Here is a 26,232-nt window from a genome sequence, read left to right on the forward strand (position 1 = left end):
TAATCTCCAAAAGCTGCGTATTTATTGACTTATTGTACCAAATACAACGTCATTTCATAAAAATATAATGAGGCCATTCCCAATTCGGAGATTGAAATGGCGAGTTCGATGCTGGTGGTTACGGCACATGTGGGCGACTTCGTGTGGCGTTGCGGTGGCGCGATGGCGCTGCATGCGCAGCGTGGCGTGGACGTGCACCTGGTGTGCCTGAGCTATGGCGAAAACGGCGAGTCCAACGCGGCATGGCAGGGCGACGCCCAGCGCGATGGCGTAAAGGCCTTGCGGCGCGCCGAGGCCGAGAGCGCTGCGCAGATCCTGGGCGTGAGTTCGCTCGATTTTCACGATCTGGGCGACTACCCGATGCCGGATTCGGCAGATTCGGTACGGCGCATTTCCGACACATTGCGCCGGATTCAGGCGTCGGTGGTGCTGACGCACCCGGAGCACGATCCGTCCAACCTGGATCACTGCCGCACGTTTGAAATGGCATTGCGCGCGCGCATGCAGGCCATGGCGCCAGGGCATGGCGGCGACTTCGTGGTGCCGCCCCAGGTGCTGTGCTTTGAGCCGCACCAGACCGAGCTTTGCGGCTTCAAGCCCAATTTGCTGCTCGACATTACCGAGGTCTGGGACCGCAAGTGGGCCGCCATGCAGGCCATGCCGACCCAGCGCAACCTCTGGGCCTATTACGAGCGTGTGGCGCTGCAACGCGGCGCCCAGGCCGGCCGGCGAGGCAAGACGGCCGGCACGCGGTATGGCGAGGCCTTCCAAAGTATTTTCCCGGCCGTCGTTGCGGCCCTGATGGAGTGAGTGTCATGTCCGATGTGTTTACCGAAGGGCTTTGCAGCACCTTGTTGGCCGATGTAGGCGCCCGCGTGATGCGCGCGGCCGTCAAGCCGTTAAGGGCAGGGTGGTTGTTGCGAGGGCGGGCGCTGACGGTGTCCGTGCCGGCAGGCGACAACCTGGCGATCCATGCCGCGCTGGCGATGGCGCAGCCGGGCGACGTGCTTGTGGTGGACGCCCAGGGCTACGCGGATCGTGCCGTGATGGGCGGAATCATGTGCGCGCAGGCTGCGGCCGCCGGTATTGCCGGGGTCGTGGTCGATGGCGCCATGCGCGATGCCGCCGAGCTGCGCGAGGGCGCCTTGCCGGTGTTCGCCGCGGCGCTTTCGCCAGCGGGTCCGCACAAGGCAGGCGGCGGCAGCGTCGGCCGTTCGATCCAGTGCGGTGGTGTCACCGTCAATCCGGGCGATTGGATCCTGGGGGACGACGACGGCCTGGTGGTGTTTGGCCCTGCCGAGAGCGATGGATTGATTGCCGCCGCGTTGGCCAAGGGCAAAGCCGAAGCGCTTCGCATGGCTGCCATTGCGCGAGGCGAACTCAGGCCTGCCTGGCTCGATGACGCATTGGCCCGCGCCACGCTGGACATTGGGCCCGCGCGCTAGCGCTTCACTGTCCAGAAGAAGAATCCAGCACTACGTACTACAGGAGGAAGACAATGTTGCTGAAGCAAACCCTGGGCGCAATCGCCCTTGTCGCGGGTCTTGCGCCCATGTCCCAAGCGCTCGCCGAGTACCCGGAGCGGCCCATCCGCATGGTCGTGCCGTTCGCGGCCGGCGGCCCCGCGGATATGGTCGGGCGTGAATTCGCCAAATTGTTCGGCGACAAACTGGGTCAGCCGGTGGTGGTGGTGAACGCCGGCGGCGGCCATGGCGTGCCGGCCCTGAATCAGGTATTGGGCGCCGAAGCGGACGGCTACACGCTGCTGATGCCGGCGTCGGGCAACATGACCGTGCCGTCCAAGGCCATGCAGGGCAAAAATGTGCTGGAGCTGCTGGCGCCCATCAGTCTGCTGACCGAGAGTCCGCATGTCTTGGTGGTCAACGCCAAATTGCCGGTGGATTCGGTCCAAGGGCTCGTGGACTACGCCCGGGCCCATCCCGGCAAGGTCAATTTCGGCTCGGCCGGCGTAGGCGGCGTGGCACATCTGGGCATGGAACTCTTCAAAAGCAAGGCCCAGGTCGATGTCGTGCACGTGCCGTACCGGGGGACGTCCCAGGTACTGACGGACCTGGCGTCCGGGCAGGTACAGGCGCTGTTCAGCAGCATGCCGTCGCTCAAGCCCATGATCGACAAGGGGTCGGTCAAGGCGCTGGCCATGAGTGCGCCGAGCAAGGGCGCCGATACGGCCAAGCTTCCGCTGGTATCGCAGACGTTGCCGGGAGTGTCGTACACAACCTGGTATGGCTTGTTCGCGAAGGCGGGCACGCCGCCCGACGTTCTGGCCAAGCTGAACCAGGCCGTGATCGATACGCTGAAAAATCCCGAGCTGAACCAGAAGTTCGAATCCCAGGGCGTGGAGTTCGTTTCCAGTTCGCCCGAGAGACTGACCGAGATCGTGCAGCGGGACACCAAGCAATGGACCGCGCTGATCGAGCAAGCGGGAATCGAGATCGAATAAAGGCAAAAAGATCGGCGCAGCGTCCGGAAATCCGGATGCTGCGCCGATCCTGAAAGCGGATGGAGCCAGGGACGGACATGGGGCTGGGCAAGCCCTGCGCTGCCACAGGCGAAATGCGCATAATGTGTATTATGTAAAGTGATAAATGGAGGAAGCCGGCGGCCTTGCCCCTCTGCCTCGGCCCGCCGATCCAGTCATGGACCGTGGCATGAACCAGATCCACGCTGTCAGTCCAATGGCCACCCACATCCCGATGATCAGCGCTGCACCGCTTATGCTGCGGGGCTTTGAGGCGGCCGAGCTTATCCAGGCCCTCTGCCTGGCGCCTGCTTTCGACAAGTATGTCCGGGGGCAAGAGCCTGATAGCCAGGTAGATCACGCCTGGCAGCAGCACGTCATCGATGTAGCCCAATACCGGTATGAAGTCAGGAATTAAATCGATCGGGCTAAGTGCATAGGCCACCACGAACACGCCTACCGCCCTTGGCGTAGCAAGGTGTTCGAGGGTTGCCTGCAAACCGGAGAATTAAGCCGTCTCGCTTGATGCGCTTGGCTCAGGCCCACGAAAATTCTTACTATTCAATAGTTCAACAGATGTTGTACGATTGAATCATGAACGAAGATCAAGCAGTTTTCGCCCTCGGTGCCCTGGCCCACACCCAACGTCTGCGCGTGTTTCGCGCACTCGTGGTTGCCGGCCCTAGCGGTCTCACGCCTAGCGTCTTGGCTGATCAGCTCAGCGTCGCGCGCAATACCTTGTCCTTCCACTTGAAGGAGTTGTCGCATGCAGGCCTGGTCACCATCGAGCAACAAGGCCGAAATCTGATCTATCGCGCCGACTTCTCGCAGATGAATGGGCTGCTTGGCTACCTCACCGAACACTGTTGCGAAGGGTCCACCTGCGAGGCCTCCGAACCGGGAGCCTGCACCACCTGCTGATCAGGAGCTGTCCATGAAACGCTTTCACGTTCATCTACATGTCGATGATTTGGCCAAGAACATCGGCTTCTATTCGCGGCTGTTTGCGCAAGATCCGGCTCGCGTCGAGTCTGACTATGCGAAATGGATGCTCGATGATCCGCCAGTGAATTTCGCAATTTCGACCCGTGGCGCTGCTGCGGGAGTTGACCACTTTGGAATTCAAGCCGAGAACGCCGAAGAGTTGGTTGCTCTGAAGTCTCGAGCAGTATCAGCCAGCCTGTCTCTGCAGGACCAAGGAGAGACGTCATGCTGCTACTCCCGCAGCGCCAAATACTGGATCACTGATCCGCAAGGCGTGGCGTGGGAGCACTTCCATACATTGGGGACGATCCCTGTCTATGGGGCGTCACACCTCGACGCGCTTGCAACCGGCTCGGCCGACGCCTGCTGTTCGCCTTCCGTGTCCCCCACGGTGCAGGACAACTGCTGTGTCCCGAATCCGAATACCAAATCTTCCACTCGCTGCTGCTAGGAATTTCTATGTCGCACTCCCCTTTCAACGTGCTGTTTCTCTGTACGGGCAACTCTGCACGCTCCATCCTGGCTGAAGGTCTGCTCAGAGGGCTCGGTGACGATCGCTTCCAGGCATATTCCGCTGGCAGTACCCCTAAAGGTGAGGTTCACCCGTTGGCGCTCGCCACGCTGAGCTCTTTTTCATTGCCCACCGATGGCTATCGAAGCAAGAGCTGGGACGAGTTCGCGGCGCCGGGGGCTCCAAAAATGGACTTCATCATTACCGTCTGCGATAACGCCGCCGGCGAAGTGTGCCCTGTCTGGCCTGGGCAGCCAATGACGGCACATTGGGGCATTTCTGACCCGGCAGCCTATGAAGGAAGCGAAGAAAATCGTCGCAAGGCGTTCCAGGACGCCGCGCGTGTACTCAAGCGCCGGCTCGAGCTTTTCCTTTCTTTGCCCATTGACCGCCTGGATGCAATGTCTCTCCAGACCGAGTTGCGCGCTATTGGCAAAACTCAGGATTAAGTCGATGTCATCCAGTACACAGGCGGCGGCGCCCGTGCCGCAGGCGCGCGGAGGGATGAGCGTCTTCGAGCGTTACCTGACGCTCTGGGTGTTTCTCTGCATCATCCTGGGCGTCGCCCTGGGCCAGCTCATGCCGGGCCTCTTTCAAACCATCGGGCACCTCGAAGTCGCGCAAGTCAATCTGCCCGTCGGCCTTTTGATCTGGGTAATGATTATTCCGATGCTGCTGAAGGTGGACTTCGGCGCCCTGGGCCAGGTCAAGCAACATTGGCGCGGTATCGGCGTGACGCTGTTCATCAATTGGGCAGTCAAGCCCTTCTCCATGGCGTTCCTGGGCTGGCTGTTCATCCGGCAGGTCTTTTCCCCCTGGTTGCCTGCTGACCAGCTGGACAGCTATATCGCGGGACTGATCCTGCTGGCCGCCGCCCCATGTACAGCCATGGTGTTCGTCTGGAGCCGGCTGACCGGCGGAGACCCGGTGTTCACGCTGTCCCAGGTTGCGCTGAACGACACCATCATGGTGTTCGCTTTCGCGCCCATTGTCGGATTGCTACTGGGCCTGTCGGCAATCACCGTGCCGTGGGATACGTTGCTGGTGTCCGTTGGGCTCTACATTGTGATTCCGGTCATCCTCGCCCAGCTTTGGCGTCGCGCGCTACTGCGTCGCGGGCAGGAAGCGTTCGAAGCAGCCTTGGCCAGAATCGGACCGTTTTCCATGGCCGCGCTCTTGCTGACGCTGGTGTTGCTGTTCGCGTTCCAGGGCGAAGCCATCATTGGCCAGCCGCTGGTGATCGCCATGCTGGCCGTGCCGATCCTGATCCAGGTGCTTTTTAACTCCGGATTGGCGTACTGGCTCAATCGCCGGGTTGGTGAAAAGCACAATATCGCTTGCCCGTCAGCGTTGATCGGCGCATCCAACTTCTTCGAGCTCTCCGTCGCAGCTGCGATCAGCCTGTTCGGTTTCCAGTCTGGAGCCGCTTTGGCGACGGTGGTGGGCGTGCTGATCGAGGTCCCGGTGATGTTGCTGGTGGTGCGCGTCGTGAACCAGTCCAAAGGCTGGTACGACGCGGGCGCCAACCGGGGGTAAACGGTGACAGGAGCACCCGTCCGGGTCGTCGGTAGCTTGGGCACCGCCCAAACGCTGGCCTGGGCGTCCTCCTATTACCTGCCTGCGATGCTGGCGGACCCGATGGCGCGCGACTTGGGCGTGTCCGCGCCCACCGTCTATGCGGCTTTCTCCGTCGCCATGGTGGCCTCGGCGTTGATCGGCCCTTGGGCGGGGCAAGCGATCGATCGCCGTGGCGGCCGTGCCGTCCTGGCCGGTACAAGCCTGTTGTTCGCACTGGGGCTGGGCATGCTGGGCGTCGCTCAGGGACCGTGGACGATGTTTGCCGCCTGGCTCGTCATTGGCGTGGCGATGGGTTCGGGACTCTACGAGGCCGCTTTCTCCTGCCTGGTGCGGCTCTACGGCCATCGGGCCCGTGGCGCCATTACCGGCATTACGCTGATTGCCGGATTCGCGAGCACCGTTGGGTGGCCGCTATCCGCCTGGATGGAAACCCAATTCGGGTGGCGCGGCGCATGCTTCGGTTGGGCGCTCATGCATCTTGCTATCGGCCTGCCGCTGAATGCCTGGCTGCCTGGAGTGCCAGCGGTAACGACAGCGGCACGCCCCGAGGCCGCCGAGGCGCAAGGGCCTGAACACTCCCCTGCCCCTGAACCGAAACAGCAGAAGGGCGCCACCGCCCTTCTTGCCTTCGTGTTTGCGGCAACGTGGTTCATCAGTACGGCGATGGCCACCCACCTGCCGCGAATGCTGGAGTCTGCGGGTTCCACGCTTGCGGCAGCCGTGGCCGTGGGCGCGCTCATCGGTCCGGCGCAGGTCGCCGGCCGCCTGCTCGAATTCGGTTTCCTGCGGCAAGTCCACCCCTTGCTGTCAGCCCGCCTGGCCGCGCTGGCGCACCCGGCTGGCGTTGTTGTGTTGTTGACCGCTGGTCCAGCGATGGCGCCGGTCTTCGCTATTTTGCATGGAGCGGGCAACGGCATCCTGACCATCGCAAAAGGCACCTTGCCGTTGGCGCTGTTCGGCCCTCGGGGTTATGGCGCGCGCCAGGGATGGCTAATGATGCCCGCGCGGGTCGCGCAAGCGCTGGCCCCGCTGCTCTTCGGGCTGGCGCTGGACGCCTGGGGCAGCAAGGCGCTGTGGCTGTCCGGGGGAATAGGTTTGGCAGCCTGTGCCGCGCTGCTCCTGTTGCGCGCGCGGCCTGCGGCCGATTGAAGTTGTAGTCGTTTCAATAGAGGTATTGCATGAGTTCCATCACCAGTTCGCCTGGGGCCCAGGCGCCAGGCTCCCGGTTCGACGATTTGCCCAACATCGATCCATTATTGTTTGCCCCACCGAACACAGCCGAGCTGTTCTCTCCGCCCAGGGCCACGCATGCGCCGCGCTTTCTTCTGCTTTACGGATCGCTGCGCGAACGGTCATACAGCCGCCTGGTCGCTGAAGAAGCTGCGCGCCTGCTGCAGGCCCTGGGCGGTGAAACCCGGATCTTCAATCCTTCCGGGTTGCCGCTGGTCGATGACGCGGGCGACGATCACCCGAAAGTCCGCGAATTGCACGAGCTCGTCCAATGGGCGGAAGGCATGGTCTGGAGCTCGCCGGAACGCCACGGCGCGATGACGGGGTTGATGAAGACGCAGATCGACTGGATCCCGCTGTCGGTGGGAGCGGTGCGCCCAACCCAGGGCAAGACGCTTGCGGTCATGCAGGTTTCAGGCGGATCGCAGTCCTTTAACGCCGTGAACCAGATGCGGGTATTGGGACGCTGGATGCGCATGCTGACCATCCCGAATCAGTCGTCGGTGGCCAAGGCTTATCAGGAATTCGACGATGCGGGGCGCATGAAGCCTTCCCCTTACTATGATCGGGTCGTTGACGTCGTCGAGGAATTGATGAAGTTCACGCTGCTGACGCGGGATGCGGCGCCGTATCTCGTGGACCGCTACAGCGAACGCAAGGAAAGCGCGGCGGCGTTGTCCCGCCGCATGAAGCAGGCGTCCATTTAGGGGCTCAGGCCGGCAGGCAGTAAGCCGACACTACCGCGCGGGCATGCCAGGCGTACGGTAGCCAGACCGACATCCCTGCCGGCCATTTTCCGGCCGCGTCCCAGTCGCGGGTCAAGGTCAGTTGCACGCGGTCGGGCGCTGACGCGGTGACCGCGACGGCATCGAAATCCTGGAAAGTCCGCAGTTGGGGATACAGCGCTTTGTAGAAGGCTTCCTTGGCGGAAAACAACAGGGTCAGGGCGTGCTGGCGATCGGGCGCGTACCGCAGGCTGGCGAGTTCACCTTCCGTGGCCACCAGGGGTTGTACGGCTGTGATGGTCTGCGGGCTGATCAGGTCCTGGATATCCACGCCCACCGCTACATACTTCGCGCCTTGCGCCGCGGCGGCGATCGCCCATTCCTTGCCGTGACTGATGCTGCCCAACCAGCCGGCCGGCCATTGCGGCAGCCGGTCCGCGCCTACCGCCAGGCAGCCGGGCCACGTCGCGCCGGCGGCAGTCAGCGCGCGCGCGGCGCACAAGCGGCCGGCGACGAATTCGTTGCGGCGTTTTTCGCTCAGGCCGGCAGCAATGGCCAGAAAGTCTTCCAGGTCCGGCGGCGCGCTGGTGTCATATCCGCCATGGGCCACTGGCGCCGCGGCCAATCCAATACCGTCATGCCCGGCCATCGCGCGGCGCAAGGCGTCGAGCACGCCGTGGGGTTCCATCGACATTCCGTTCCGTTGTTTTGCCAGCGGTCAATGGTACAGCCCCGCGCCAGCATTGATCCGCGTCCCCGGAATCCGCGACACGCAAGGCAAGCCTGCACCGCAGGCCTCCCGCCGGGACTCAGAACGGCACCATCACCTTCACGGTGCCGCGATGGCTTTGTATGTGGGACGAAAAGTCTCCGTCGTACTGCAGCCGGAAGTCGATGCCGCCCGCGTTCGACACTTGCAGGCCCGCGCCGATCCGGCCGATGACGTCGTCCATGGGCACCGAGGTCTCGAAGGCGCCCGAACCGGCCGGCGCTCCCTGCAAACGCGCTTTGACCGTGTATTCGTCCTTGGACAGGAACGACACGCCGCCATACATATACGGGCGCATGGTCGCGCCGTTCTTCAGCGCTACCTTGCCGCCCAGTTCCAGCGTGGGCGACAGGGCCATGACGAACTGGTTGCTGCTCTCCACATCCAGATGCAAGGCATTCCGGGATTCGCTATAGCCCGGCATGTGCGTGTAGAAGGCGTCCAGGTCTACATAGGGTTTCAGGTAGACCCGCTCCGTGGCGAAGGTGCGCGCCACGCGCAGGCGCAATGCGGCACCGTAGACATCCAGGTCGGAGTCCGCCGTGCTCTGCATTCCGGGAATGCGGATGCTGCGGTCGATGTCGTATTGGCCGTAGCCGCCGCCCAGGGCCGCGGACAAGGTCCACGGCCCGGCCTCGCGCTTGACCACGACGCCGGCGTAGCCGCTATCGCCCTTGCCGCTGACCCGCCCGTCATCGCCACGGAGATGGCTGTTCTCGTACGCGACGGACCCGCCCAGGAACCAGCCTGGACTTACCTGGCGCTGGCCGCCGAACTGGTAGGTGACGCCGTTGAACGAAAAGCCGGAAACTCCGCCTTCGCCGTCCTGGTTGGTATTGATGCCGGACACCTGGCCCCACAGGCAATCCTGTTCGCCGGTCAGCGCGTCGCCGCCCTGGAAGGCGGGGCAGGACATCATGGCTCCAGTGAAGCGCGCCATGCCGGCCTGCATCTGCGCGGCGGGCGCGACCATCACGCCGGGCGACAGGTCGGACAGCCGGCTTGAATACGTGTCCGCGCTTTCCCGGGACGCCATGTCGAGCGCGGCGAACAAAGGCGCCATGTCGGCATTGCCGCCCAGGTTCCAGGCGCCTTGCAGATGGCGCGCCACCGCGCGCGGATTGGAGGCCAGCTGCATCGACGGCGCTGCGAAGTCGGCCTGCACGGCACGCACGCGCACGTTCTGGCCGTCCAGCCGGGCGTCGTAGTCGATCACGGGACTGTCCTTGGCGACTGGGCTGCCCTCGATGCCGCCCTGCAACGTTGCCACGGTGACTTCGTAGTCGGGCAGCAAGGTAACGGGCTGCACGTTTACCTGGCCGTTCAGGCGGGCATCGCCCTGCACCACCATGCGGGGCGACCTGAGGTTGGCGAAGTCCACGTCCGCCTGCAGGATGCCGCCGGCTTGCAGGTTGAAGTGCCCTGCCACCGTCAATCGGTCGAATGCGCCCGGCCGGCCTATCGCCACCACGCCCGCATTGTCGATATTGGCTTGGTAGAGGGTGGCGTCGCTCAAGGTGCCAGTCGCTGCGTTCCAGACATCGCACGCCAAACCGCCGGCGCCGCGGCCGCATTCAATATTGCCCAGTATGGTCCCCGCATTGTTGATGGACAGGCCGGTGCCGGCTGTGCTGCTGGCAACACGCAGCGCCGCGCCGGTTTCCTGTAGAGCGGCGCCGTCGTAGCGCACCGCGCTGCCGCCAGCGCCGGCCGCAATCGCGCCCGCCACGCCCACGGTCAGCGTGTTCTGGTTCTCGCCGGCGATCCAGACGCCGTATGCGCCGGAACCGGTGCCGCCGCTGACCGAGCCGTTGACGGTGACCGCAACCTGCCCCGAACCCTGCGGGCCCGCGCTTTGCGCAAAGATGCCCGTGGCGCCGGCGCCGGCAGCGGCAATGTTGCCGCTCTGCGTTACCGTGACGTCGCCGCCCGAACCCGTGCTGCCCGCGCCTGCCGTGCTGCCCGCGAAGCCGCCAGCGGCATTGCCGCCCAGCCCGCCCCCGCCTCCGATCGATTGGGCGATCACGCCAAACGCGTTGGTTCCGTGGGTCGTTATATCGCTGGCGATATTGAGATTGACCGATCCGCCGCTGCCCTTGCCGCCGGTCTGGCTTGGGTCCGGCGTCCAGCCGCCCGAGCCCAGTTGCAGCCCCTTGCTGGTATCGCCCGCGATGCCGCCTCCGCCGCCGATGGATTGCGCAACCAGGCCATGGGAGCCCGCGCCGCTGGTCGCGATGTGGGCGCCGGCATTCAGCGCAAGCGTCACGGCCCCGCCATCGCCAGCCGCGCCGCCGCGTCCGCCCAGCGAGACGCCGGTCAGGTTGCTGGCGTCGCCCGCGCCTCCCAGGCCGCCCCCGCCGCCGATGGATTGCGCCAGCACGCCATAGGCGCGGTCGCCTTGCGTGGTGGCGGCGATTCCGGTGGCGACATCGATGACGCCGCCAGAGCCGGACAGACCGCCGGTGCCGCCCACCGAAACACTCATGGAATGACTGTCCTGTTGGAGCTTGGAGCTGCTGTTGCCAGCACCGGCCGTGCCGCCGCCGCCCCCTATCGATTGCATGGCCAGCGCGGGCGCGTCGTCGCCGGATGTCTGGACATTCAGCCAGCCTTGGCCGCTGGAGGTCAGGATGTTGCCTCCATTGCCAGCGACGCCGCCCGTGCCGCCAAACGATGCGCCGACGGTGATGGTGCCCTGGGCCTGGTCCGAGCCGTCGCCGCCCTGCCCGCCGCCCCCGCCGACGGATTGCAGCAGCACGCCGTAGGCGTTGTAGCCTGTGGTGGAAATGCTGTTGCCATGGTTGTCGTCGAAGTAGAAGTTCAGGTTGCCGCCATTGCCTCCGGCCCCGCCGCTGCCGCCCACGCCTACGATCGCGTTGGCTTTGATCTTGCTGCCCGAGGCGCTGGAGGAACCGCCTACGCCGCCGCCTCCGCCTATCGATTGGGCGACCAGGCCGTCGGCCCAGTCGCCGCTGGTGGCGATCTTGCCGGCGTAGTTCACGGTGACATTGCCGCCATGGCCCGCGGTGCCGCCGGTGCCGCCTACATCCACGCCGAATTCGTAGGTGCTGTTTTCGTCGTCGAGCCGTTCCTTGTTGTCCCCATGGTTGCCGATCCGATCCAGGATTGGGTAGGACGACGCGTCGGCCCCGAGCGATCCGCCCAGGCCGCCACCGCCGCCTATCGATTGCAGCAGGACCCCATCGGCATCGCCGCCCTCGGTGCGGATGGCACCCTGCAATGTTGCGTTGAGGGTGCCGCCCGTGGCGCCAGACCCACCGGTGGCGCCGAGCCCGACCTGCAGGCGCGCGGAGGGCCGCTCTTCGGCGCTGCCCGCGACGTTCAGCGTTCCGCCCTGCGAGGCTCCGCCGCCACCGCCGATGGATTGCGCCACTATGCCGCGCGAGCCGGATCCCAGGGTACGAATGGTGAAATTGGGATTCAGCGTTACGTCCACGTTGCCGCCGGTGCCGCCTGCGCCGCCCGTGCCGCCCAAGGCCAGGGTCAGCTTGACGTTGGTGGGGCCGCCGTGGGTGTAGGCGTTGCTGCTGCCCACTCCGCCGTTACCGCCGCCGCCGCCAATGGATTGCGCAAGCACGCCGTCCGCATAGTCGCCGTAGGTGACGATGGTGGACGCCGGCGGCGCCTGGACGCCGGGCGGGGTCAGCAATGAAGGCGGCAAGGCCGCGTAGGCGCCGTTGGCGTCTCCCAGGCCAATGTTCACCGCGCCGCCGTTCCCGCCCGCGGCGCCCGTGCCGCCCAGCGTCATGCCGGCCGACAGCGAGATCGTGGTCGCATCCCCCAGCACCGTGGACAGCACGGAGGAATCCCCGCCGTTGCCACCGCCTCCGCCTATCGACTGGGCCATCACGGCATGGGATCCATCGCCCAAGGTGGCGACCGTGGAGCCGTTGCTGAGATTGACCTGGGTGACGCACGCGGCATCTCCTGGCGGGCAGGCGCTGCCCCCCGCGCCGCCGCTGCCGCCCACGGCGGCCTCGAAGTTGAACGCCAGGGAGGCTCCTTCGCCGGTGGGCACCGCCACCACCAGGTCGCTGGCGCTGGAACTGCCGCCATTGCCGCCCCCGCCGCCGATGGTCTGCGCCAGGATGCCGAATGCATCGTTGGGCGCATAGGTGTCCGGGTCTATGTTCGGGCTGGCGTAGTCCATGCCCGTGGCGACGTGGGAGCCGCTGAGGTTCACCGTGGATGAATAGCCCGTGCCGCCCGAGCCCCCGCTTCCACCCAGCACGACGGCGGCATTGAATCCCAGGGTGACGTCGTAGTAGCTGGCATCGCCGCCATTGCCGCCTCCCCCGCCGATGGATTGGGCCAGGATGCCGACGGCGTGAGCGCCGCCGGTATTGATGTTCAGATTGCTGTAGCCGACCTTGACCCCGGCTGCCTTGCCGCCGGCGCCGCCGCTGCCACCCAGCTGCAGGGCCGCGAACGATGCGACGCTGGCGTTCTTTACGCTGCCGCCCGTCCCGCCGCCGCCGCCGATGCTCTGGGCGATGATGCCTGGCGCGTAGTTCCCATGGGTCGTGATGGCCGCTGGCGAGTACGTAAGCGTGCTGTCGCAGCCTCCCTGGTTGCTCATGCAGACCGAACCGCCATCTCCGCCTCCGCTGGCGCTGCCGCCGATCGCAACCGACACGCCCACCGATGCCGTGAATGTGTCGCCGCCGTTGCCACCGCCGCCGCCCACGGACTGGGCCAGCACGCCCGCGCCGAAGTGGCCCGCGGTCTGGATCGACCCCAGGTCCTGGATGATGACGCTACCGCCCGAGCCTCCCCCCGCTCCGCCGCCGCCCACGCCCAGTACGCCGATGCTGTCGCCGCCGCTGCCGCCCCCGCCGCCGATCGACTGGGCCACAAGGCCAATGGCCGCGTTGCCTGCCGTGGTGATGGATCCGGTGTTGCCGATCACCACCGAGCCGCCCGCGGATCCCGTGGAGCCCGCCGAGCTGCCGCCGACGCTTAGCAGCCCCGTCGCGCTGCCCGAGGCCCCCCCGCCCCCGCCGATGGACTGCCCGATCATGCCGTGCGAGTTGTAGCCCGATGTACTGATGGAACCCGTATTGCCCATGGTGACCTGGCCGGCGGCGCCGCCGCCCGCGCCGTCTCCGCCCAGGGACACCAGTTCGGCGGTATCGGCGCCGCCAGCGCCGCCGCTGCCGGCAATGGACTGGGCCAGCACGCCGTAGGCGTGGTCGCCGCCCGTACTGACCGTTCCGGCGGTCGAGGTGCTGACGGAGCCTGCGTTGCCGCCATTGCCGCCGTTGCCGCCCTGGCCGCCCAGCACCGATACGAAGTCGCTGCCCGTGCCGCCGCCGCCGCCCACGGACTGGGCGACGATACCGGTCGAAAAGCTGCCCGTGGTGCTGATCGTGCTGCCGCTCAAGGTCGAGACACTGACGGCGCTGGCGTTGCCGCCGAACCCGCCGCCGCCGCCCTGGCCGGCCAGCGCGGTGCTGTCGCTGCCGTCACCGCCCTGCCCGCCCACGCTCTGCGCGGCCAGGCCCGGAAGATTGTCCCCGCGCGTGGCGACACTGGCTCCCTGGTAGAGGTTGATGGCCACGGCGCCGCTTGAGCCGCCATTGCCGCCCGAGTGGTCTTTGTCCGGCCCGGCACCGCCTTTGCCGCCGATGGCGCGCGCGGCTACGCCCGCGCCTTGAACCGCGGCGCCGCTCGCCGATCCCGCGACATCAAGCAGTACCGAACCCTGCACGTCCACCGTGACTTTCTGGGTCCAGGTGCTGGAGTTGCCGCCGCCGTTGCCGCCGTTATCGCTATTGTCGGTCGACGCCGTGCCATCCCCGCCGATGCTCTGAGCGTAGATGCCGAACACCGTGGCGCTGTCCACGACTTGCCAGTAGCTGTTCGCCTGGCCTTGGTGGGTGACCTGGACGGTGCCGCCCGTGCCGGCATTGCCGTTGTTGTAGCCGCCCATGCCTCCCTGGGAATTCGCGTAGATGGCGGCACCGCTTGCGTAGGTGCGCAGGCGCGACCCGCTGCTGCCCAGGTTGATGGCGCCTGAGTTGTTGACGATGACCGTGCTGGCGTTGCCGCCGTTTCCGCCGACTTGGTCGCCATATTCCAGCGTGGGATCGTTCTGGTCTCCGCCGGCGCCGCCCACGGCGCGCGCATTGATGCCGAACAAGCCCTGGCGGGGGGTGGGCAAGCTGCCTGACATCGTCAGGTTGCCGGAGTTGGTGACGGTCACGGTCTGGCCCAATCCGCCGTGCCCGCCATTGGAGTCGTTGTTGTCGTTGGCGGGGTCGCCGATCCCCCCGGACGAAACGGCCATGATCAGGCTGTTGAAGTTGCTGAGCGCAGTGCCATTCAAGCTGACGCTGCCGGTACTGGACACGACGACATTGCCGCCATCGCCTGCCGTGCCCTCGTCCACCCCGTCTCCGCCGCGCGATATCGCCGTCAGCACCCCCTGTGCGGTCAGGCCGGATCCATTCATGTCGGCGTTGAAGGTGCCGGCGGAGGTCAAGGTCACGTCCGGTCCGTTCTGGCCATCTTTTTCATCGTTATGGTCGACGCCGCTATCGCCTTCGCAGATGGCCTGGGCGTAAGGGTAGTTGCCGGCAGGCACGCTCTGGGTGGGGCCGGCGCTGCAGGCATAGCCGGCTTGGGCGCTGCCCGCCGGAGCCCAGGCGCAGGCACCCAGCGCTGAGATGACGGCCAGTCGCAAGGTGTTCTGGCGCAGCAGAGGAAAAGGCATGCCGGGGGCGCGCGGAGGGGATGATGTGGGCTTCATGAATGACCGGATTCTGTTGGGCGTGCGCAAGGACCGCCCTGCTCGCCGGGCGTGCGCTCAGTAGTAACTGGCAAAGTTTCGCCACTAGAATCCGCAGCTCGCCCGCGGGGTGCAATGCTTTTTCGACGAAACGGGGATTTTTTTCGACGAAATCCGCAATCAAATGCAGATCGTTACACCGTGGGCGGCTTGCATGTAAGTGAAAGCATCTTGCGCCCTTTGGGCGTCAGGACGACCACGGGCTGGGCCTGTGGATCGTCACCGGACGGAGACAAGTCCACCAATCCATTGGCCGTCGCGTCTTCCCAGGCGGACAGCCGCGGGCAGGAACTTCGCCAGGCGTCCAGGGTTTGCGCATAGGTGCGCGGCCGTTCAGCGATCCAGGCCAGGAATTGCAGCAGGTTCCCGATCTGGGAGACGCCGGCCTCGAGCATGGGGCTTTCGTCGTGTGTCTTCATCGCCATGCGCTCCCGACTTGAATGTAGAAGGCGTTCTGGTCCTTGCTGTGGGCAATGTCTATTCCCACGGCCAGGCCCAGTTTGGCCGCGATCAGATACCGGAAACCCGTGCCCACGCTGACGACGTTAGTGGAATCTGCAAAGGAGTTCCAGTTGCCATATGCCTTGCCCACGCCGCTGAACCCCAGTATGGACCAGCGCGGCGTGGCGTCCCAGCGCAGCTCGGCCTCGAAGGCCAGCGCATCGCGGTCCTGATAGCGGCCGCGTGCGACGCCGCGCAGGTCCACGTAGGGCTGCGCGTAGAACGGCACCGTGCCGCGCGTGAACTGCCCGTCGCCGCGCAGCCCCAGCGTCCATCGCGGCGCCAGCGGAAGCCAGGTGTAGCCGCGGGTGCGGTAGCTCTCGAAAGATTGGTCGCTGCCCAGCCAGCCCCGCGCGAACTCGGCTTCCAGTTCGGCGTAGCTGCCCCGGTTGGGGTAGAACATATTGTCCCGGGTGTCGTAGTCCACTACCACGCCGGCCTTGCCGATGTGCCCGGCCATCTCTGCCTTGGACAGCTCGCTTGCCGCCTCGCCCGTGAAACGGGTGTTTGAACGGAAGTACGTGTAGCGCGGGCCAACGTACCAGGGCGTGTCCCCGACCCGGGCCAGGACCTGCTGCATCAGGAAGGTGCCTTTCACCTCGTAGCTGCGTCCGTGGCTGGAGGCGCCGTAGTACTCGAGGTTGGCCCGCCCTTGGGCCAGCGCGCCCAGGTAGCGGTAGCGGTCGGCGTCCCAGCTGCGGAAATGGAACAGCGCGCCGCCGCGGGTGCCGTTTTCGGTAGCCATGGCGCCGATACCCGTGACGGTGGGCGGCGCCTTGTGCTTGTCGGCCGACGGGGCTGCCCGGTCCGCCTGGCCGGCATCCGGTGCCGCCGGTTCGGAAAAGTACAACAGCATCAGGCCGCCGCCATAGCCTACGGCAGGCTCGGTGATGATGACGGGCACGGGCAGCGCGCCGTTCTCGCGCAGCAGGAAGTTACCCATGTCCAGGCCGCCGCCGTCGGCGTCCGCCTGGGCGTGCGCCGAGCCAAGAAAGACCTGGCTGGCGCATAGCAGGATCAGGAGCCGTCCGGCCAAGGCGGCTGCGCGGTCTCGCGCGGGCAAGGCGCGCCTGTCGCGCTTGCGGGGGGATTCTTGAACGTATCTGCATTCCTGGCGCACGGAGTGTTTCCCCGCAGTAGCTGCCGCCGTCCGGCGATGTCGGGCGCGGCTTGCAGGAATCAGGCTGGAGCCGCGCGTTCAGTCGTGCTCTGCCGATGATGACACGGCGCCGGATCTTGCGCACTACTTCGAGGAGACGGCTCGCGCTGCCGGAGCCTAGACGGGCAGCTTGCGCATGGTCAGTGCGACGACCGCCGTCGCGACGACCTGCATGCCCGCCACCACATACAGGCCGGCGGCCACGCCCCCCGTCCACTCCTTGAGCCAGCCCATCATGAAAGGCGTGGCAAAGCCGGCCAGGTTACCGACCGAATTGATGAAGGCGATGCCGCCCGCAGCTGCGGTGCCGGTCAGGAAGGCCGCGGGAATGGCCCAGAACACCGGAAAGGAGCCCAGCACGCCTATGGCTGCGATGCTCAACGCCGCCATCGCCAGCACGGGGCTGCCGATGTAGATTCCTGTCAGCGACAGCCCCAGGGCGCCGATCAGGGTGGCGCCAGCGCAATGCAGCCGGCGTTCCCGAGTCGAGTCTGAATGCATGCCGTTGATCACCATTGCGGCCGTGCCCAGGATGAACGGAATGGCCGACAACAGGCCGATGTTCAATGCGCCCTGCACACCCAGTTCACGAACGATAGAAGGCATCCAGAAGGCCAAGGTCGCGTTGCCGCCCACGATGCAAAAGTAAGCCGCGGTGCACAACCACAATGCAGGCTGGCGCAAGGCTTGGGTGAAACTGGAGTGCTTTGCGGAATCGAGGCGCTCGCCCTCCAATTCCGCGACCAAGGCGGCCTTCTCCGCCGCGCTGAGCCAGCGCGCCTGTTGCGGCCGGTCCGGCAGGTACGCCAGCACCACGAATCCGGCGATGACGGAAGGAATGCCTTCCAGCACGAACAGCCATTGCCAGTTGCGCAATGGAGCCACGCCGTCCATGCCGCTCATGATGAGTCCGGCGATGGGCCCGCCCACAATGCCCGCGATCCCGAATGACGTCATGAACCAGCCATTGATGCGCCCTCGCCTGCCTGCGGGGATCCAGTACGTCAGATAAAGCATGACGCCGGGGAAGAAACCTGCTTCGAAGGCGCCCAGCAGAAAGCGCAGGACATAGAAGGAGGTCGGAGTCGTGACGAATGCCATCGCCATCGAGGTAAGGCCCCACAGGATGGTGATGCGCGCCAGGGTCTTGCGCGCGCCGATCCGCTGCAGCAGCAGGTTGCTGGGCACTTCGAAGATGAAATAGCCAATGAAGAAGATACCCGCCCCAAGCCCATACACGGCTTCGCTGAAGCGCAGATCCTGCAACATCTGCAGCTTGGCGAAACCGACATTCACGCGATCGATCCACGCCAGCAGGAACAGGAAAATCAGAAACGGTATGAGGCGCCAGGCGACCTTGCGGTGCATCTGGCCGGGATCGGCGGCCGACGCGGCGCCATGTGCCGGCGTGGAAAGGGGTTGCGGTGAAACAGCATCCATAGCGGGTTCCTCGGTGGAGCGGATCAGGGGAAAGCGCCCTAGCCCGCCGACACCGGGGCAAGGTCACGCTAGCAGATGTTTTTGTCTGCTATAAATATATTTTGCCATTTTAAAAAAATACAATAATAAGGATTTACCCGCGGGTATCCCAGCGGGCGCCAGGCTCCCGGCAGCCCGCTGAACGTCAGGCAAGCAGGTTCTTGGGCAGCGCGGCGATAAAGGAAGCGAAGCTGGTCGCGCCTTGTCCGGGACTCATGTGCTGCGTCATGACGGCCGCGGCGCGGACCGAGTCTTGCGCCTGGATGGCCTCAAGCAGTTGGCCGTGCTGTTCCCATGACGTGGCAAGGCGGCCAAACGCCGAGAAAGCATGGAGCCGGTAGGCGCCCGTCCGCGACCGCATCCGCAGGATTTCCTGGCGCAGATAAGGATTGCGTGCGCCCATGTACAGGGCGTCGTGGAACCGCCGGTTGTGTTCCTGCCAGGCGTCTGTGTCTTCACGCCGCACTACTGCGGCGGCGCGCTCGTGGATGACCGCCAGCTCATCGCGTTCCGCAGGAGTCATGCGCTCGCAGGCCAGTCGCGCGCCGATGCCCTCCAGCTCGGCCAGCAGTTCCCACATGGCCAGCAGCTGGGCCACATCCATCTTGGCCACCACCATGCCGCCGCGCGGCAGGCTGGCCACCAGCCCTTGCGCCTGCAATTGCAGCAGCGCCTCGCGCACGGGGGTGCGCGACACGTCGTAGGTCTGCATCAGCATCTGTTCGTCTACGGGATCCCCGGGCAGCAGGCTGCCGTCACGGATGGATTCTTCGACGGACAGGCGGATGCGCTCAGCGGCTTTCATGGCGGACTCCGGTCAGGGGTTGAAGAAAACTGAACTGCGGCATAGTATTTTCTTGACTTCTATAAATATATTTATGAGACTAGACTTTTATTTTACCGAGCAAAGTGCGGCAGGAGGTAATGCGCATGGAAGACGCCACCAAACAGGAATGGCAGGCCTGGGTTGCCCTGGTCTGCAAAACGCACGGCCTGGCTGTGCCAGTGGAAACTCAGCAGGCGGTCGCGCGCACCCTGCTGCGTCTTGCCGCCATCGAAGCTGACATCGCGGATTGCGGGAGCGGGCATGCCTGAATCCCTGCTGCATCTTTCCGTGGAAGACATGCGCCTGCGCCATGCCCTGGCCGAGCCGGGCGAACGCGCTGGGCTCATTGACGCGCTGGCGGCCGCGTTCCAGCGCCGCGCGGGCGAACTCCACTGCGCCATCCGGACCTATCTTCCGCCTGCGTCCGTTCGGCCCGGCGGCCTGCTTGAAGGCGTGGCGCTGGCGCACAAGGATGTCTTCGAGACGGGGGCGCACACGCCCGGCTGCGGCCGTCCGCCGCGCGAGGGCACGCCGGGTCCGATCGCGACCGTGCTGCAACGCTTGCAGGACCAGGGCGCGCTCAATCTTGGCGCGTTGGCGATGGCCGAGCATGCCTGCGGTGCGACGGCCGAGAACCCTCACGGGCCGGCGCTGGCCAATCCGCTGGACATCGCCGCTGCGGTGGGCGGGTCGTCCAGCGGCTGCGCGGTCGCGGTAGCCGCCGGGCTGGTTCCCGCCTCGCTCGGCACGGACACGGCGGGATCCGTACGTATGCCGGCGGCAACCTGCGGCCTGGTAGGACTGAAACCGACCCGGGGAGCAATTCCGGCCGATGGCGTGGCCGCGTTGGCGCCGACGCTGGACACGGTCGGGGTGATAGGCCGCGGCGCGCTCGATGTTGCCTGCGTCTACGCCGCGCTGCTGCCCGCTGGCATGGCTGCCCCTGCGTTGCCCGGCGACATGGCCGGCATCGCAGAGTATCTATCGCGGCCAAGACGTTGGCGGGTTGCGTCCACGCTAGGCACGGCCGGTGCGCGCGCCGACGTGGCGGCCGAGATGACCCGCTTTGAGCAGCGCGTGGACGCGCTGGCGCGCGTCGATGCCTGTCCGGCGCCGGACCTCGACCGCCTGAACCGTCTGGCGCAGATCGTTCTGCACGCGGAAGCCGCGTTGACGCTGGCTGGCAGCGTGCGGCGCGAGCTGGCCACGCTGGCGCCGGCAACCCAGGCCATTGCGCTGCCGGGCTGGGCCATGCCCGCCATCTGGTATCGCCACGCGATGGCGCGCATTGCGCCATTGCGCGCCGCGTTTCTCGCCAGCCACCTGGGCGGCGCCGATCTGTTGCTCACGCCCTGCCTGCCGCAGGGCGTGCCGGACCGCGCCGCGGTCACCACCACCAGCCCGGCCTTCGACCCGCGCGCGCTCGCGGCGCTGCATCGCCATCACGCTTATATCAATTACCTGGGACTGCCGGCCCTGGTGCTGCCCGCGGGCATCGACGCGCAAGGCCGTCCCGTCTGCGTGCAGGCGATCGGCGCGCCTGGCAGCGAGCCCTTGCTGCTGGCTTTCGCGCACCAGTTCGCCCTGCCCTTTTCCGCCCTTCTGCAACGCTAATCCACGGAATCATCATGGCCAGAATCAATGCCTCCTCCACCCTCTCCCGCTTTCGCGTGCTGGATCTTTCGCGCGTGCGCGCCGGCCCGACCTGCGTTCGTATCCTGGCCGATTTCGGCGCGGACGTGATCCGTATCGAACCGCCGGCCGGGATCGATCCCAACGAAGCCATGTTCGCCGCGGACCGCACCGGCGGCGATTTCCAGAACCTGAACCGCAACAAACGGTCGATGACGCTGAACCTGAAGAAGCCCGAAGGGTTGGCGGTGTTCAAGCAACTGGTAGCGTCCGCCGACGTGGTGGTGGAAAACTGGCGTCCCGACGTCAAGTCACGGCTCGGGGTCGATTACGAAGCCCTGCGCGCCATCAATCCCCGCATCATCCTGGCCAGCATTTCCGGTTTTGGCCAGGATGGCCCCTATGCGGACCGGCCGGGTTTCGACCAGATCATCCAGGGCATGGGCGGGCTTATGTCGGTCACGGGGTTCCCTGGCGGCGGCCCGTTGCGGGCCGGGCTGGCGGTCGCTGATTGCGGCACCGGCATCTACGCCGCGGTCGGCGTATTGCTGGCGCTGATAGAACGGGAACAATCCGGCGTAGGCCAATGGGTCCACAGTTCCCTCTTGCATACCCAGATCGCACTGATGGACTTCCAGGCGGCGCGCTACCTGAACGATGGCGACACGCCGGTACAGGCGGGCAATGACCACCCGACCAGCAGCCCGATGGGCCTGTTTGAAGGCAGCGATGGCGCTTTCAACCTGGGCGCTTCCGGAGAAGGCAACTGGCGCCGCCTGTGCGCCTGCCTGGAGATGCCGCAGTGGTTGGAAGATCCGCGCTACGCGACGGAGAAGCTGCGGGTGGCAAACCGGGCCTCCCTCAATGAATGCCTGGCGCAACGCTTTCGCGAACATCCCGTGGCGCACTGGGTCGGGCTGCTGAACCAGGCCGGCGTGCCCGCGGGGCCGGTCTACAGCATCCCGCAGGTATTCGAGGACGAACAGGTGCGGCATCTCGGCGTGGCCCAGCCGGTCGAGGATGAGGCCGGACATGCGTACCGGCTGATCTCGCAACCCGTGGCCTTGACGCGCACGCCCGCGCGCATCGCCCGCCCTGCGCCTGGATGGGGCGAACATACCCGGGAGATGCTGGGGGAAATCGGCTATGCCGCGGCCGATATCGAACGCCTGTACGGCGAGGGCGTGGTATGAGCGGGGGCCAGATCCAGGTGGAACGCCAGGATGGCGTGGCCACGTTGACGGTCTGCCATCCCGAACGGCGCAACGCGATGACGCTGGCCATGTGGCAGCAATTGGCCGCCGCATTGCGGGAGCTCGAGGGTACCGGCGTTCGGGTACTGGTGCTGACTGGCGCGGGTTCGCGTGCGTTCGTGTCGGGCGCCGATATCAGCGAGTTCGACCAGGCGCGCGATGGCGAGGCCGCCGTGGCCGGGTACAACCAGGCGGTGGCGCAAGCGCAACAGATGCTGGCCGAGTTCTCGGCGCCCACCGTGGCGTTGATCCAGGGCGCCTGCATGGGAGGCGGCATCGGCCTGGCGCTGGCCTGCGACCTGCGCTATGCCAGCGCCAGCGCGCGCTTTCGCATGCCGGCCGCGCGGCTGGGCCTGGGTTACAGCCTTGCGGACATGCGCAGGCTGGTGGACGTGGTGGGCGCGGCCTCCGCGTTCGACCTCTTCTATACCGCCCGCGTCCTCGATGCCGAACAGGCAGAGCGTCGTGGCCTGGTCCATGAACGCTATGCCGACGATGACTTTGCCCGCCAGACCCAGGCACGCGTGCGCGGCATCGCCGCCAATGCGCCCCTCTCCCTGCGCGCGGCAAAGGCGGCCATACTGGCGACCATGAATCCGCCGGCGCCGGCCGGGACCGAGGCGATCGACGCCCTGGTGCGGCAGTGTTTCGATAGCGCGGACTATGCCGAAGGCCGGCGGGCGTTCGCTGAAAAGCGCGATCCGGTCTTCCTCGGCCGCTGAGCCATTTTTGAACCATGAGCAAAGTGCCATGAACAACCCACGCATTCCTTTCATGCTTTCCAGCCAGCGCCCGCCCTTGGCGGGCCTGGATGGCCGCGCCATCCTGGTGCACCTGGTGGTCAATGTCGAGCACTGGCCGTTCGACCAGCCCATGCCTCGCACCCTGCTTACCCCGCCGCACGGGCGCGAGACGGTTCCGGACGTGCCGAACTTCAGCTGGGCCGAATACGGCCTGCGCTGCGGCCTGCCCCGGATGATCGACGCCATCCGCAGCCGCGGCCTGCCGGCCTCGGCCAGCCTGAATGCTTCGGTCATCGATGCCTATCCTCAAGCGGCGCAGGCGCTGCTGGAGACGGGCTGGGAGTTCATCGGCCACGGGATTCACCAGCGGGCGCTATCGCAGGAAGATGGCGATGGGCAAGCCCGCACCATCGTCGCGGCCCTTGACCGGATCGAACGCTTCAGCGGCCGCCGCCCGCGCGGCTGGCTATCGCCGGGACTGCGCGAGACGCAGGATACGCCGGACCTCCTGGCGCAGGCCGGCATCGACTATCTGTTCGACTGGTGCCTGGACGATCTGCCCAACTGGATGCGGACCTCGGGACGTCCGCTGCTCGCGCTGCCCTATGCGCTGGAGCTGAACGATTCGGTCATCCACGCGGTGGAAAAGCACGCCACCGGGGAATTCGGCCGGCGCCTGGAGCGGACGCTGGACCTGTACGCCGAGGAGGCGCGGCATAACGGCAGGCCGCGCGTCCTTACACTGGGGCTGCATCCGCACCTCATGGGCGTGCCACACCGCTATGCCGATCTGCTCGACATGCTGGACCGGCTGCAGCGGCATCCGATGACCCGCTTCGTCACGGGCGCCGGCATATACGAATGGTATGCGGGCCAGGTACGCCCGGACTTCGGCGGGGCGCAGGCATGAGCGCCGTCGACACCCTGGTTTCCCATTTGCTGCGCACGCGCTATGAAGACTTGCCGGCCGCCGCGGTAGAGGCGGCCAAGACCTTCATTCTCGATGCGGTCGGCGTGGGCCTGTCCGGTTCGCGCCATCCACGCATGCCGGCGTTGCGGCAGGCGGCCCAGGCGCTCGGCCCAGGCTCGGAAGCCACCGTCTGGGGCAGCGGCGAGCGGCTGCCGCTGGCCAGCGCCGTCATGCTCAACGCCTATCAGGTCTTCAATCAGGAATTCGACGCGATCCATGACCGCGCCGTGGTGCATGCGTTTGCCTGCATCGTGCCGGCGGCCCTGGGGTATGCCGAACGCGAAGGCGGTGTGGACGGCACCCGGCTCATCACCGCCGTCGCCACGGGGCTGGACTTCGCCATCTACGTCGCATTGGCCCAACGCGCGCCCATGCGGTTCTTCCGGCCGGCCATGTGTGGCGGCCTGGGCGCCACGGCCACGCTGTGCAAACTGGCCGGACTGGACGAAGCTGCCACTCGCGATGCGTTGGGACTGGCGTATAGCCATCTGTCGGGCACCATGCAGGCGCATATCGAGGGATCTCCGGCAGTCGGCCTGCAGGTAGGCCTAAATGCCAGGGCCGCGGTCACGGCCTTCGAGCTGGCGCGGGCGGGGTTTCCTGGTCCGCGCGACATTCTCGAGGGGCCTTATGGCTACTTCGCGCTCTATGACGCTGGCCAGGCCAACTGGGACGAGGTGCGCGCAGACGTGGGCCGCGTGTTCCAGATAAGCCGCATGAGCCATAAACCCTACCCGACCGGCCGGGCCACGCACAGCGGCATCGGCGCCGTGCTGGAACTGATGCGCCAGCACGCGCTGCGGCCCGAGGACATAGACCGCGTGACGGTCCGCGCGTCCTCGCTCATCGTGCGTCTCGTTGGCCGTCCGGCGCACCCTGGCATGGACTCCGCCACTGCCCGGCTCTGCATGGGCTATGCCATGGCCACGGCCATATTGCGCGGGCGGGTCGGCATTCCCGATTTCGATCCACCCGCGCTGGCGGAGGCGGCGACGTACGAATTGGCCGCCCGCATCCAGGTCGTGGACGATGGCAACCCCGATCCCAACGCCATGAGTCCGCAGCGCGTCGAGCTGCGGCTCAAGGACGGCCGCGAACTCGCGGTCGACATGCCGGCCTTCCCCGGCAGCCCGGAAAAGCCCTTGGACATGGCGCAACAGGACGCCAAGTTCGAGGCCTGCTGCGCCTCCGCGTGTCCGCCCTTGCCCGCCGCGCAGACGCGCGAACTGGCACGAAGGCTGCGCGGCCTGGATGCCGAACGGGATCTGCGGGAAATCGTTGGCCTCTTGAAGGCACCGCGCGGTATTGGAATCACGGGGTGATCAGGCTACCCTGTAGCCGGCAGCCCTCAGGGGCGACATGGCTTTTCAACCGTTGAAAGAAGAGGATGCAGATGTCCCGTTGGACTTTTTACTCCGCCCCTGGCACCTGTGCGCTGGCAACGCATATCGCGCTGCGCGAGGCGGGCGCCGATTTCGATCTGGTCAAGCTTGATATGGGCGCCGTGCAGCAGCAAAGCCCCGAGTACCTGCGCATCAATCCCAAGGGCCGAGTGCCCGCGCTGGTTACCGAACAGGGGGTGCTGACCGAGACGCCCGCCCTGCTCGCCTTCGTTGCGCAGCGCTTTCCGCAAGCGCAATTGGCGCCGCTGGACGATCCCTTCGCGTTCGCCCGCATGCAGGAATTGGCGAGCTATCTGGCGTCCACCGCCCACGTGGCGCATGCGCACAAGCGGCGCGGCGCCCGTTGGGCGGACGATCCCGCCGCGCACGCCGCCATGCAGGCCAAGGTGCCGCAGACCATGACGGCCTGCGCCGCCTACCTGGAGTCGCAGATCGTCGGCCCCTGGGTGGCCGGCGACCGCTACAGCGTGGTGGACGGTTATCTGTACACCATCGGCAGCTGGCTGGAGGGCGACGGGGTCGATCTTGCGCAGTTCCCGACATTGACGGCCTACCTGGCCCGCGTTGCCGCCCGGCCGGCCGTGCAACGCGCGCTGGCCGAAGCGCAGCCCGCTTGATTCTTCTGGGCCTGCCTCTCGGGGCGGGCCGCCTGCGCCGCAAAGGCGCAGGCGCATAAGCCTCAGGGCCTGTTCTACAAGAACCCGATCCAGCGCCCCGCAACCAGGCAACCCAGCCACAGCAACAGCGAGGCGCCGGCTCGCGCACGCATCCCGCCCGTCGCCCTGCCCTGATCCAGTACCGTTTGCCACGCTTTGCTGCGATGCACGAGCAATGCATTAAGCGCGCCGGCGGCCAACAAGCCCATCTTGGCGCCGAAGGCGGGATTTGCCAGGTACTCCAGCGGCCGGACACTAAAGAGCATGGCCCCGGTCACGATTGCCAGGCCCAGGCCCACGGCCGCGGTGCGCGCCAGCACCGGCGCCAGCGAGGTCAGCGGCCCCGGCTTCATGAGCCCCAGCAGACGCAAATCCAACGGGACGATGGACCCTATGAGCAGGCCGATTGCGCCGATATGGGCCGCATTTACCAATAGGTAAAACGTCGCCGACCGCCGCAGCCAGATCGACGGCGGCAGGGATTCAAGGTGTTCCAGCGCAAGGCGCAGCAGCTCGGGCATGG

At 66.2% G+C, this 26,232-nt stretch carries 23 protein-coding genes and 1 pseudogene; 15 read left to right on the forward strand and 9 right to left on the reverse strand.

Annotated elements, in window-relative coordinates; genetic code table 11:
* Nucleotides 1–96 precede the first annotated feature (96 nt).
* From VCS63_RS13975 to VCS63_RS13985, 3 genes are read left to right on the forward strand one after another with little or no spacing between them, the layout of a single operon-like run.
* Nucleotides 97–810 (forward strand): PIG-L deacetylase family protein, encoded by a 714-nt coding sequence (locus VCS63_RS13975; RefSeq protein ID WP_042793561.1) that lies wholly within the window; start codon nt 97–99, stop codon nt 808–810.
* Between the two features lie 5 nt (nt 811–815).
* A complete protein-coding gene (locus VCS63_RS13980; protein WP_063961698.1) occupies nt 816–1,445 on the forward strand; it encodes a methyltransferase in 630 nt (209 codons plus the stop codon).
* A gap of 53 nt (nt 1,446–1,498) precedes the next feature.
* Nucleotides 1,499–2,461 (forward strand): Bug family tripartite tricarboxylate transporter substrate binding protein, encoded by a 963-nt coding sequence (locus VCS63_RS13985; RefSeq protein ID WP_112965555.1) that lies wholly within the window; start codon nt 1,499–1,501, stop codon nt 2,459–2,461.
* Nucleotides 2,462–2,674: 213 nt separating this feature from the next.
* On the opposite strand, the pseudogene VCS63_RS13990 reads toward VCS63_RS13985, so the two are convergent.
* Nucleotides 2,675–3,006: pseudogene (locus tag VCS63_RS13990) on the reverse strand (YkvA family protein); the annotation flags it as partial.
* Between the two features lie 67 nt (nt 3,007–3,073).
* On the opposite strand from VCS63_RS13990, the gene VCS63_RS13995 reads away from it, so the two are divergent.
* The 6 genes from VCS63_RS13995 to arsH are packed head-to-tail and all read left to right on the forward strand — an operon-like array spanning nt 3,074 to nt 7,489.
* A complete protein-coding gene (locus tag VCS63_RS13995; protein ID WP_063640649.1) occupies nt 3,074–3,400 on the forward strand; it encodes an ArsR/SmtB family transcription factor in 327 nt (108 codons plus the stop codon).
* A gap of 13 nt (nt 3,401–3,413) precedes the next feature.
* Nucleotides 3,414–3,914 (forward strand): ArsI/CadI family heavy metal resistance metalloenzyme, encoded by a 501-nt coding sequence (locus VCS63_RS14000; RefSeq protein ID WP_082884592.1) that lies wholly within the window; start codon nt 3,414–3,416, stop codon nt 3,912–3,914.
* A gap of 8 nt (nt 3,915–3,922) precedes the next feature.
* Nucleotides 3,923–4,423 carry an arsenate reductase ArsC gene (locus tag VCS63_RS14005; RefSeq protein WP_063640648.1) on the forward strand — a complete coding sequence of 167 codons (501 nt, stop codon included), beginning with the start codon at nt 3,923–3,925 and terminating at the stop codon, nt 4,421–4,423.
* 4 nt (nt 4,424–4,427) lie between these two features.
* Nucleotides 4,428–5,510, forward strand: a complete 1,083-nt coding sequence (arsB, locus tag VCS63_RS14010) for an ACR3 family arsenite efflux transporter (protein ID WP_063961702.1) — start codon at nt 4,428–4,430, stop codon at nt 5,508–5,510.
* 3 nt (nt 5,511–5,513) lie between these two features.
* A complete protein-coding gene (locus VCS63_RS14015) occupies nt 5,514–6,701 on the forward strand; it encodes an MFS transporter (protein ID WP_323880100.1) in 1,188 nt (395 codons plus the stop codon).
* Nucleotides 6,702–6,730: 29 nt separating this feature from the next.
* Nucleotides 6,731–7,489 (forward strand): arsenical resistance protein ArsH, encoded by a 759-nt coding sequence (gene arsH / locus VCS63_RS14020; protein ID WP_104653485.1) that lies wholly within the window; start codon nt 6,731–6,733, stop codon nt 7,487–7,489.
* Between the two features lie 4 nt (nt 7,490–7,493).
* Here the strand turns inward: arsH and VCS63_RS14025 are convergent, their stop codons facing one another.
* The 7 genes from VCS63_RS14025 to VCS63_RS14055 all read right to left on the reverse strand — a co-directional run bounded on the left by VCS63_RS14025 (nt 7,494) and on the right by VCS63_RS14055 (nt 19,315).
* Nucleotides 7,494–8,201: a 4'-phosphopantetheinyl transferase family protein gene (locus tag VCS63_RS14025; protein ID WP_323880102.1), complete on the reverse strand. Its 708-nt coding sequence runs from the start codon at nt 8,199–8,201 to the stop codon at nt 7,494–7,496.
* 115 nt (nt 8,202–8,316) lie between these two features.
* On the reverse strand, nt 8,317–15,012 hold the full coding sequence (locus VCS63_RS14030; RefSeq protein WP_323880103.1) for an autotransporter outer membrane beta-barrel domain-containing protein: 6,696 nt from the start codon (nt 15,010–15,012) through the stop codon (nt 8,317–8,319).
* Nucleotides 15,013–15,221: 209 nt separating this feature from the next.
* On the reverse strand, nt 15,222–15,506 hold the full coding sequence (locus tag VCS63_RS14035) for a hypothetical protein (protein ID WP_082900745.1): 285 nt from the start codon (nt 15,504–15,506) through the stop codon (nt 15,222–15,224).
* Nucleotides 15,503–16,624, reverse strand: coding sequence for a BamA/TamA family outer membrane protein (locus tag VCS63_RS14040; RefSeq protein ID WP_416379192.1), 1,122 nt, complete (start codon nt 16,622–16,624; stop codon nt 15,503–15,505). Before VCS63_RS14040 ends, VCS63_RS14035 begins: the two co-directional genes overlap by 4 nt.
* Before the next feature lie 240 nt (nt 16,625–16,864).
* Nucleotides 16,865–18,187, reverse strand: a complete 1,323-nt coding sequence (locus VCS63_RS14045) for an MFS transporter (RefSeq protein WP_076813467.1) — start codon at nt 18,185–18,187, stop codon at nt 16,865–16,867.
* 184 nt (nt 18,188–18,371) lie between these two features.
* The gene (locus VCS63_RS14050; protein WP_175201094.1) at nt 18,372–19,031 is read right to left on the reverse strand and encodes a GntR family transcriptional regulator; all 660 of its coding nucleotides are present in this window, start codon (nt 19,029–19,031) and stop codon (nt 18,372–18,374) included.
* Between the two features lie 92 nt (nt 19,032–19,123).
* Entirely contained in the window at nt 19,124–19,315 is a 192-nt protein-coding gene (locus tag VCS63_RS14055; RefSeq protein ID WP_323880106.1) for a hypothetical protein, read from the reverse strand.
* Here VCS63_RS14055 and VCS63_RS14060 point away from each other — a divergent pair.
* The 6 genes from VCS63_RS14060 (at nt 19,314) to VCS63_RS14085 (ending at nt 25,670) form a co-directional block, all read left to right on the forward strand.
* Entirely contained in the window at nt 19,314–20,666 is a 1,353-nt protein-coding gene (locus tag VCS63_RS14060; RefSeq protein WP_104653488.1) for an amidase, read from the forward strand. The genes VCS63_RS14055 and VCS63_RS14060 overlap by 2 nt on opposite strands.
* A 14-nt stretch (nt 20,667–20,680) precedes the next feature.
* Nucleotides 20,681–21,877, forward strand: a complete 1,197-nt coding sequence (locus VCS63_RS14065) for a CaiB/BaiF CoA transferase family protein (RefSeq protein WP_042793567.1) — start codon at nt 20,681–20,683, stop codon at nt 21,875–21,877.
* Nucleotides 21,874–22,659 carry an enoyl-CoA hydratase gene (locus tag VCS63_RS14070; RefSeq protein ID WP_323880109.1) on the forward strand — a complete coding sequence of 262 codons (786 nt, stop codon included), beginning with the start codon at nt 21,874–21,876 and terminating at the stop codon, nt 22,657–22,659. The genes VCS63_RS14065 and VCS63_RS14070 overlap by 4 nt, the downstream gene beginning before the upstream one ends.
* Before the next feature lie 28 nt (nt 22,660–22,687).
* Entirely contained in the window at nt 22,688–23,590 is a 903-nt protein-coding gene (locus tag VCS63_RS14075) for a polysaccharide deacetylase family protein (RefSeq protein WP_164793678.1), read from the forward strand.
* Nucleotides 23,587–24,972, forward strand: coding sequence for an MmgE/PrpD family protein (locus tag VCS63_RS14080; protein ID WP_164793679.1), 1,386 nt, complete (start codon nt 23,587–23,589; stop codon nt 24,970–24,972). Before VCS63_RS14075 ends, VCS63_RS14080 begins: the two co-directional genes overlap by 4 nt.
* Nucleotides 24,973–25,043: 71 nt before the next feature.
* Nucleotides 25,044–25,670, forward strand: a complete 627-nt coding sequence (locus VCS63_RS14085; protein ID WP_042797048.1) for a glutathione S-transferase family protein — start codon at nt 25,044–25,046, stop codon at nt 25,668–25,670.
* Nucleotides 25,671–25,744: 74 nt separating this feature from the next.
* On the opposite strand, the gene VCS63_RS14090 is transcribed toward VCS63_RS14085, so the two are convergent.
* On the reverse strand, nt 25,745–26,230 hold the full coding sequence (locus tag VCS63_RS14090; RefSeq protein WP_308023769.1) for a DUF6644 family protein: 486 nt from the start codon (nt 26,228–26,230) through the stop codon (nt 25,745–25,747).
* Nucleotides 26,231–26,232 lie beyond the last annotated feature (2 nt).

Origin of the sequence: Achromobacter sp. D10, from assembly GCF_035282245.1 — a bacterium.
Taxonomy (GTDB): Bacteria; Pseudomonadota; Gammaproteobacteria; order Burkholderiales; family Burkholderiaceae_B; genus Achromobacter; species Achromobacter insolitus.

Coding starts and splice junctions, on each gene's coding strand:
- VCS63_RS14085 (WP_042797048.1), top strand. CDS start 25,044: ATGTCCCGTTGGACTTTTTACTCCGCCCCTGGCACCTGTGCGCTGGCA.
- VCS63_RS14065 (WP_042793567.1), top strand. CDS start 20,681: ATGGCCAGAATCAATGCCTCCTCCACCCTCTCCCGCTTTCGCGTGCTG.
- VCS63_RS14025 (WP_323880102.1), bottom strand. CDS start 8,201: ATGTCGATGGAACCCCACGGCGTGCTCGACGCCTTGCGCCGCGCGATG.
- VCS63_RS13980 (WP_063961698.1), top strand. CDS start 816: ATGTCCGATGTGTTTACCGAAGGGCTTTGCAGCACCTTGTTGGCCGAT.
- arsB (WP_063961702.1), top strand. CDS start 4,428: ATGTCATCCAGTACACAGGCGGCGGCGCCCGTGCCGCAGGCGCGCGGA.
- VCS63_RS14030 (WP_323880103.1), bottom strand. CDS start 15,012: ATGCCTTTTCCTCTGCTGCGCCAGAACACCTTGCGACTGGCCGTCATC.
- VCS63_RS13985 (WP_112965555.1), top strand. CDS start 1,499: ATGTTGCTGAAGCAAACCCTGGGCGCAATCGCCCTTGTCGCGGGTCTT.
- VCS63_RS14075 (WP_164793678.1), top strand. CDS start 22,688: ATGAACAACCCACGCATTCCTTTCATGCTTTCCAGCCAGCGCCCGCCC.
- VCS63_RS14050 (WP_175201094.1), bottom strand. CDS start 19,031: ATGAAAGCCGCTGAGCGCATCCGCCTGTCCGTCGAAGAATCCATCCGT.
- arsH (WP_104653485.1), top strand. CDS start 6,731: ATGAGTTCCATCACCAGTTCGCCTGGGGCCCAGGCGCCAGGCTCCCGG.
- VCS63_RS14045 (WP_076813467.1), bottom strand. CDS start 18,187: ATGGATGCTGTTTCACCGCAACCCCTTTCCACGCCGGCACATGGCGCC.
- VCS63_RS14005 (WP_063640648.1), top strand. CDS start 3,923: ATGTCGCACTCCCCTTTCAACGTGCTGTTTCTCTGTACGGGCAACTCT.
- VCS63_RS14070 (WP_323880109.1), top strand. CDS start 21,874: ATGAGCGGGGGCCAGATCCAGGTGGAACGCCAGGATGGCGTGGCCACG.
- VCS63_RS14000 (WP_082884592.1), top strand. CDS start 3,414: ATGAAACGCTTTCACGTTCATCTACATGTCGATGATTTGGCCAAGAAC.
- VCS63_RS14080 (WP_164793679.1), top strand. CDS start 23,587: ATGAGCGCCGTCGACACCCTGGTTTCCCATTTGCTGCGCACGCGCTAT.
- VCS63_RS13975 (WP_042793561.1), top strand. CDS start 97: ATGGCGAGTTCGATGCTGGTGGTTACGGCACATGTGGGCGACTTCGTG.
- VCS63_RS14090 (WP_308023769.1), bottom strand. CDS start 26,230: ATGCCCGAGCTGCTGCGCCTTGCGCTGGAACACCTTGAATCCCTGCCG.
- VCS63_RS13995 (WP_063640649.1), top strand. CDS start 3,074: ATGAACGAAGATCAAGCAGTTTTCGCCCTCGGTGCCCTGGCCCACACC.
- VCS63_RS14035 (WP_082900745.1), bottom strand. CDS start 15,506: ATGAAGACACACGACGAAAGCCCCATGCTCGAGGCCGGCGTCTCCCAG.
- VCS63_RS14055 (WP_323880106.1), bottom strand. CDS start 19,315: ATGCCCGCTCCCGCAATCCGCGATGTCAGCTTCGATGGCGGCAAGACG.
- VCS63_RS14060 (WP_104653488.1), top strand. CDS start 19,314: ATGCCTGAATCCCTGCTGCATCTTTCCGTGGAAGACATGCGCCTGCGC.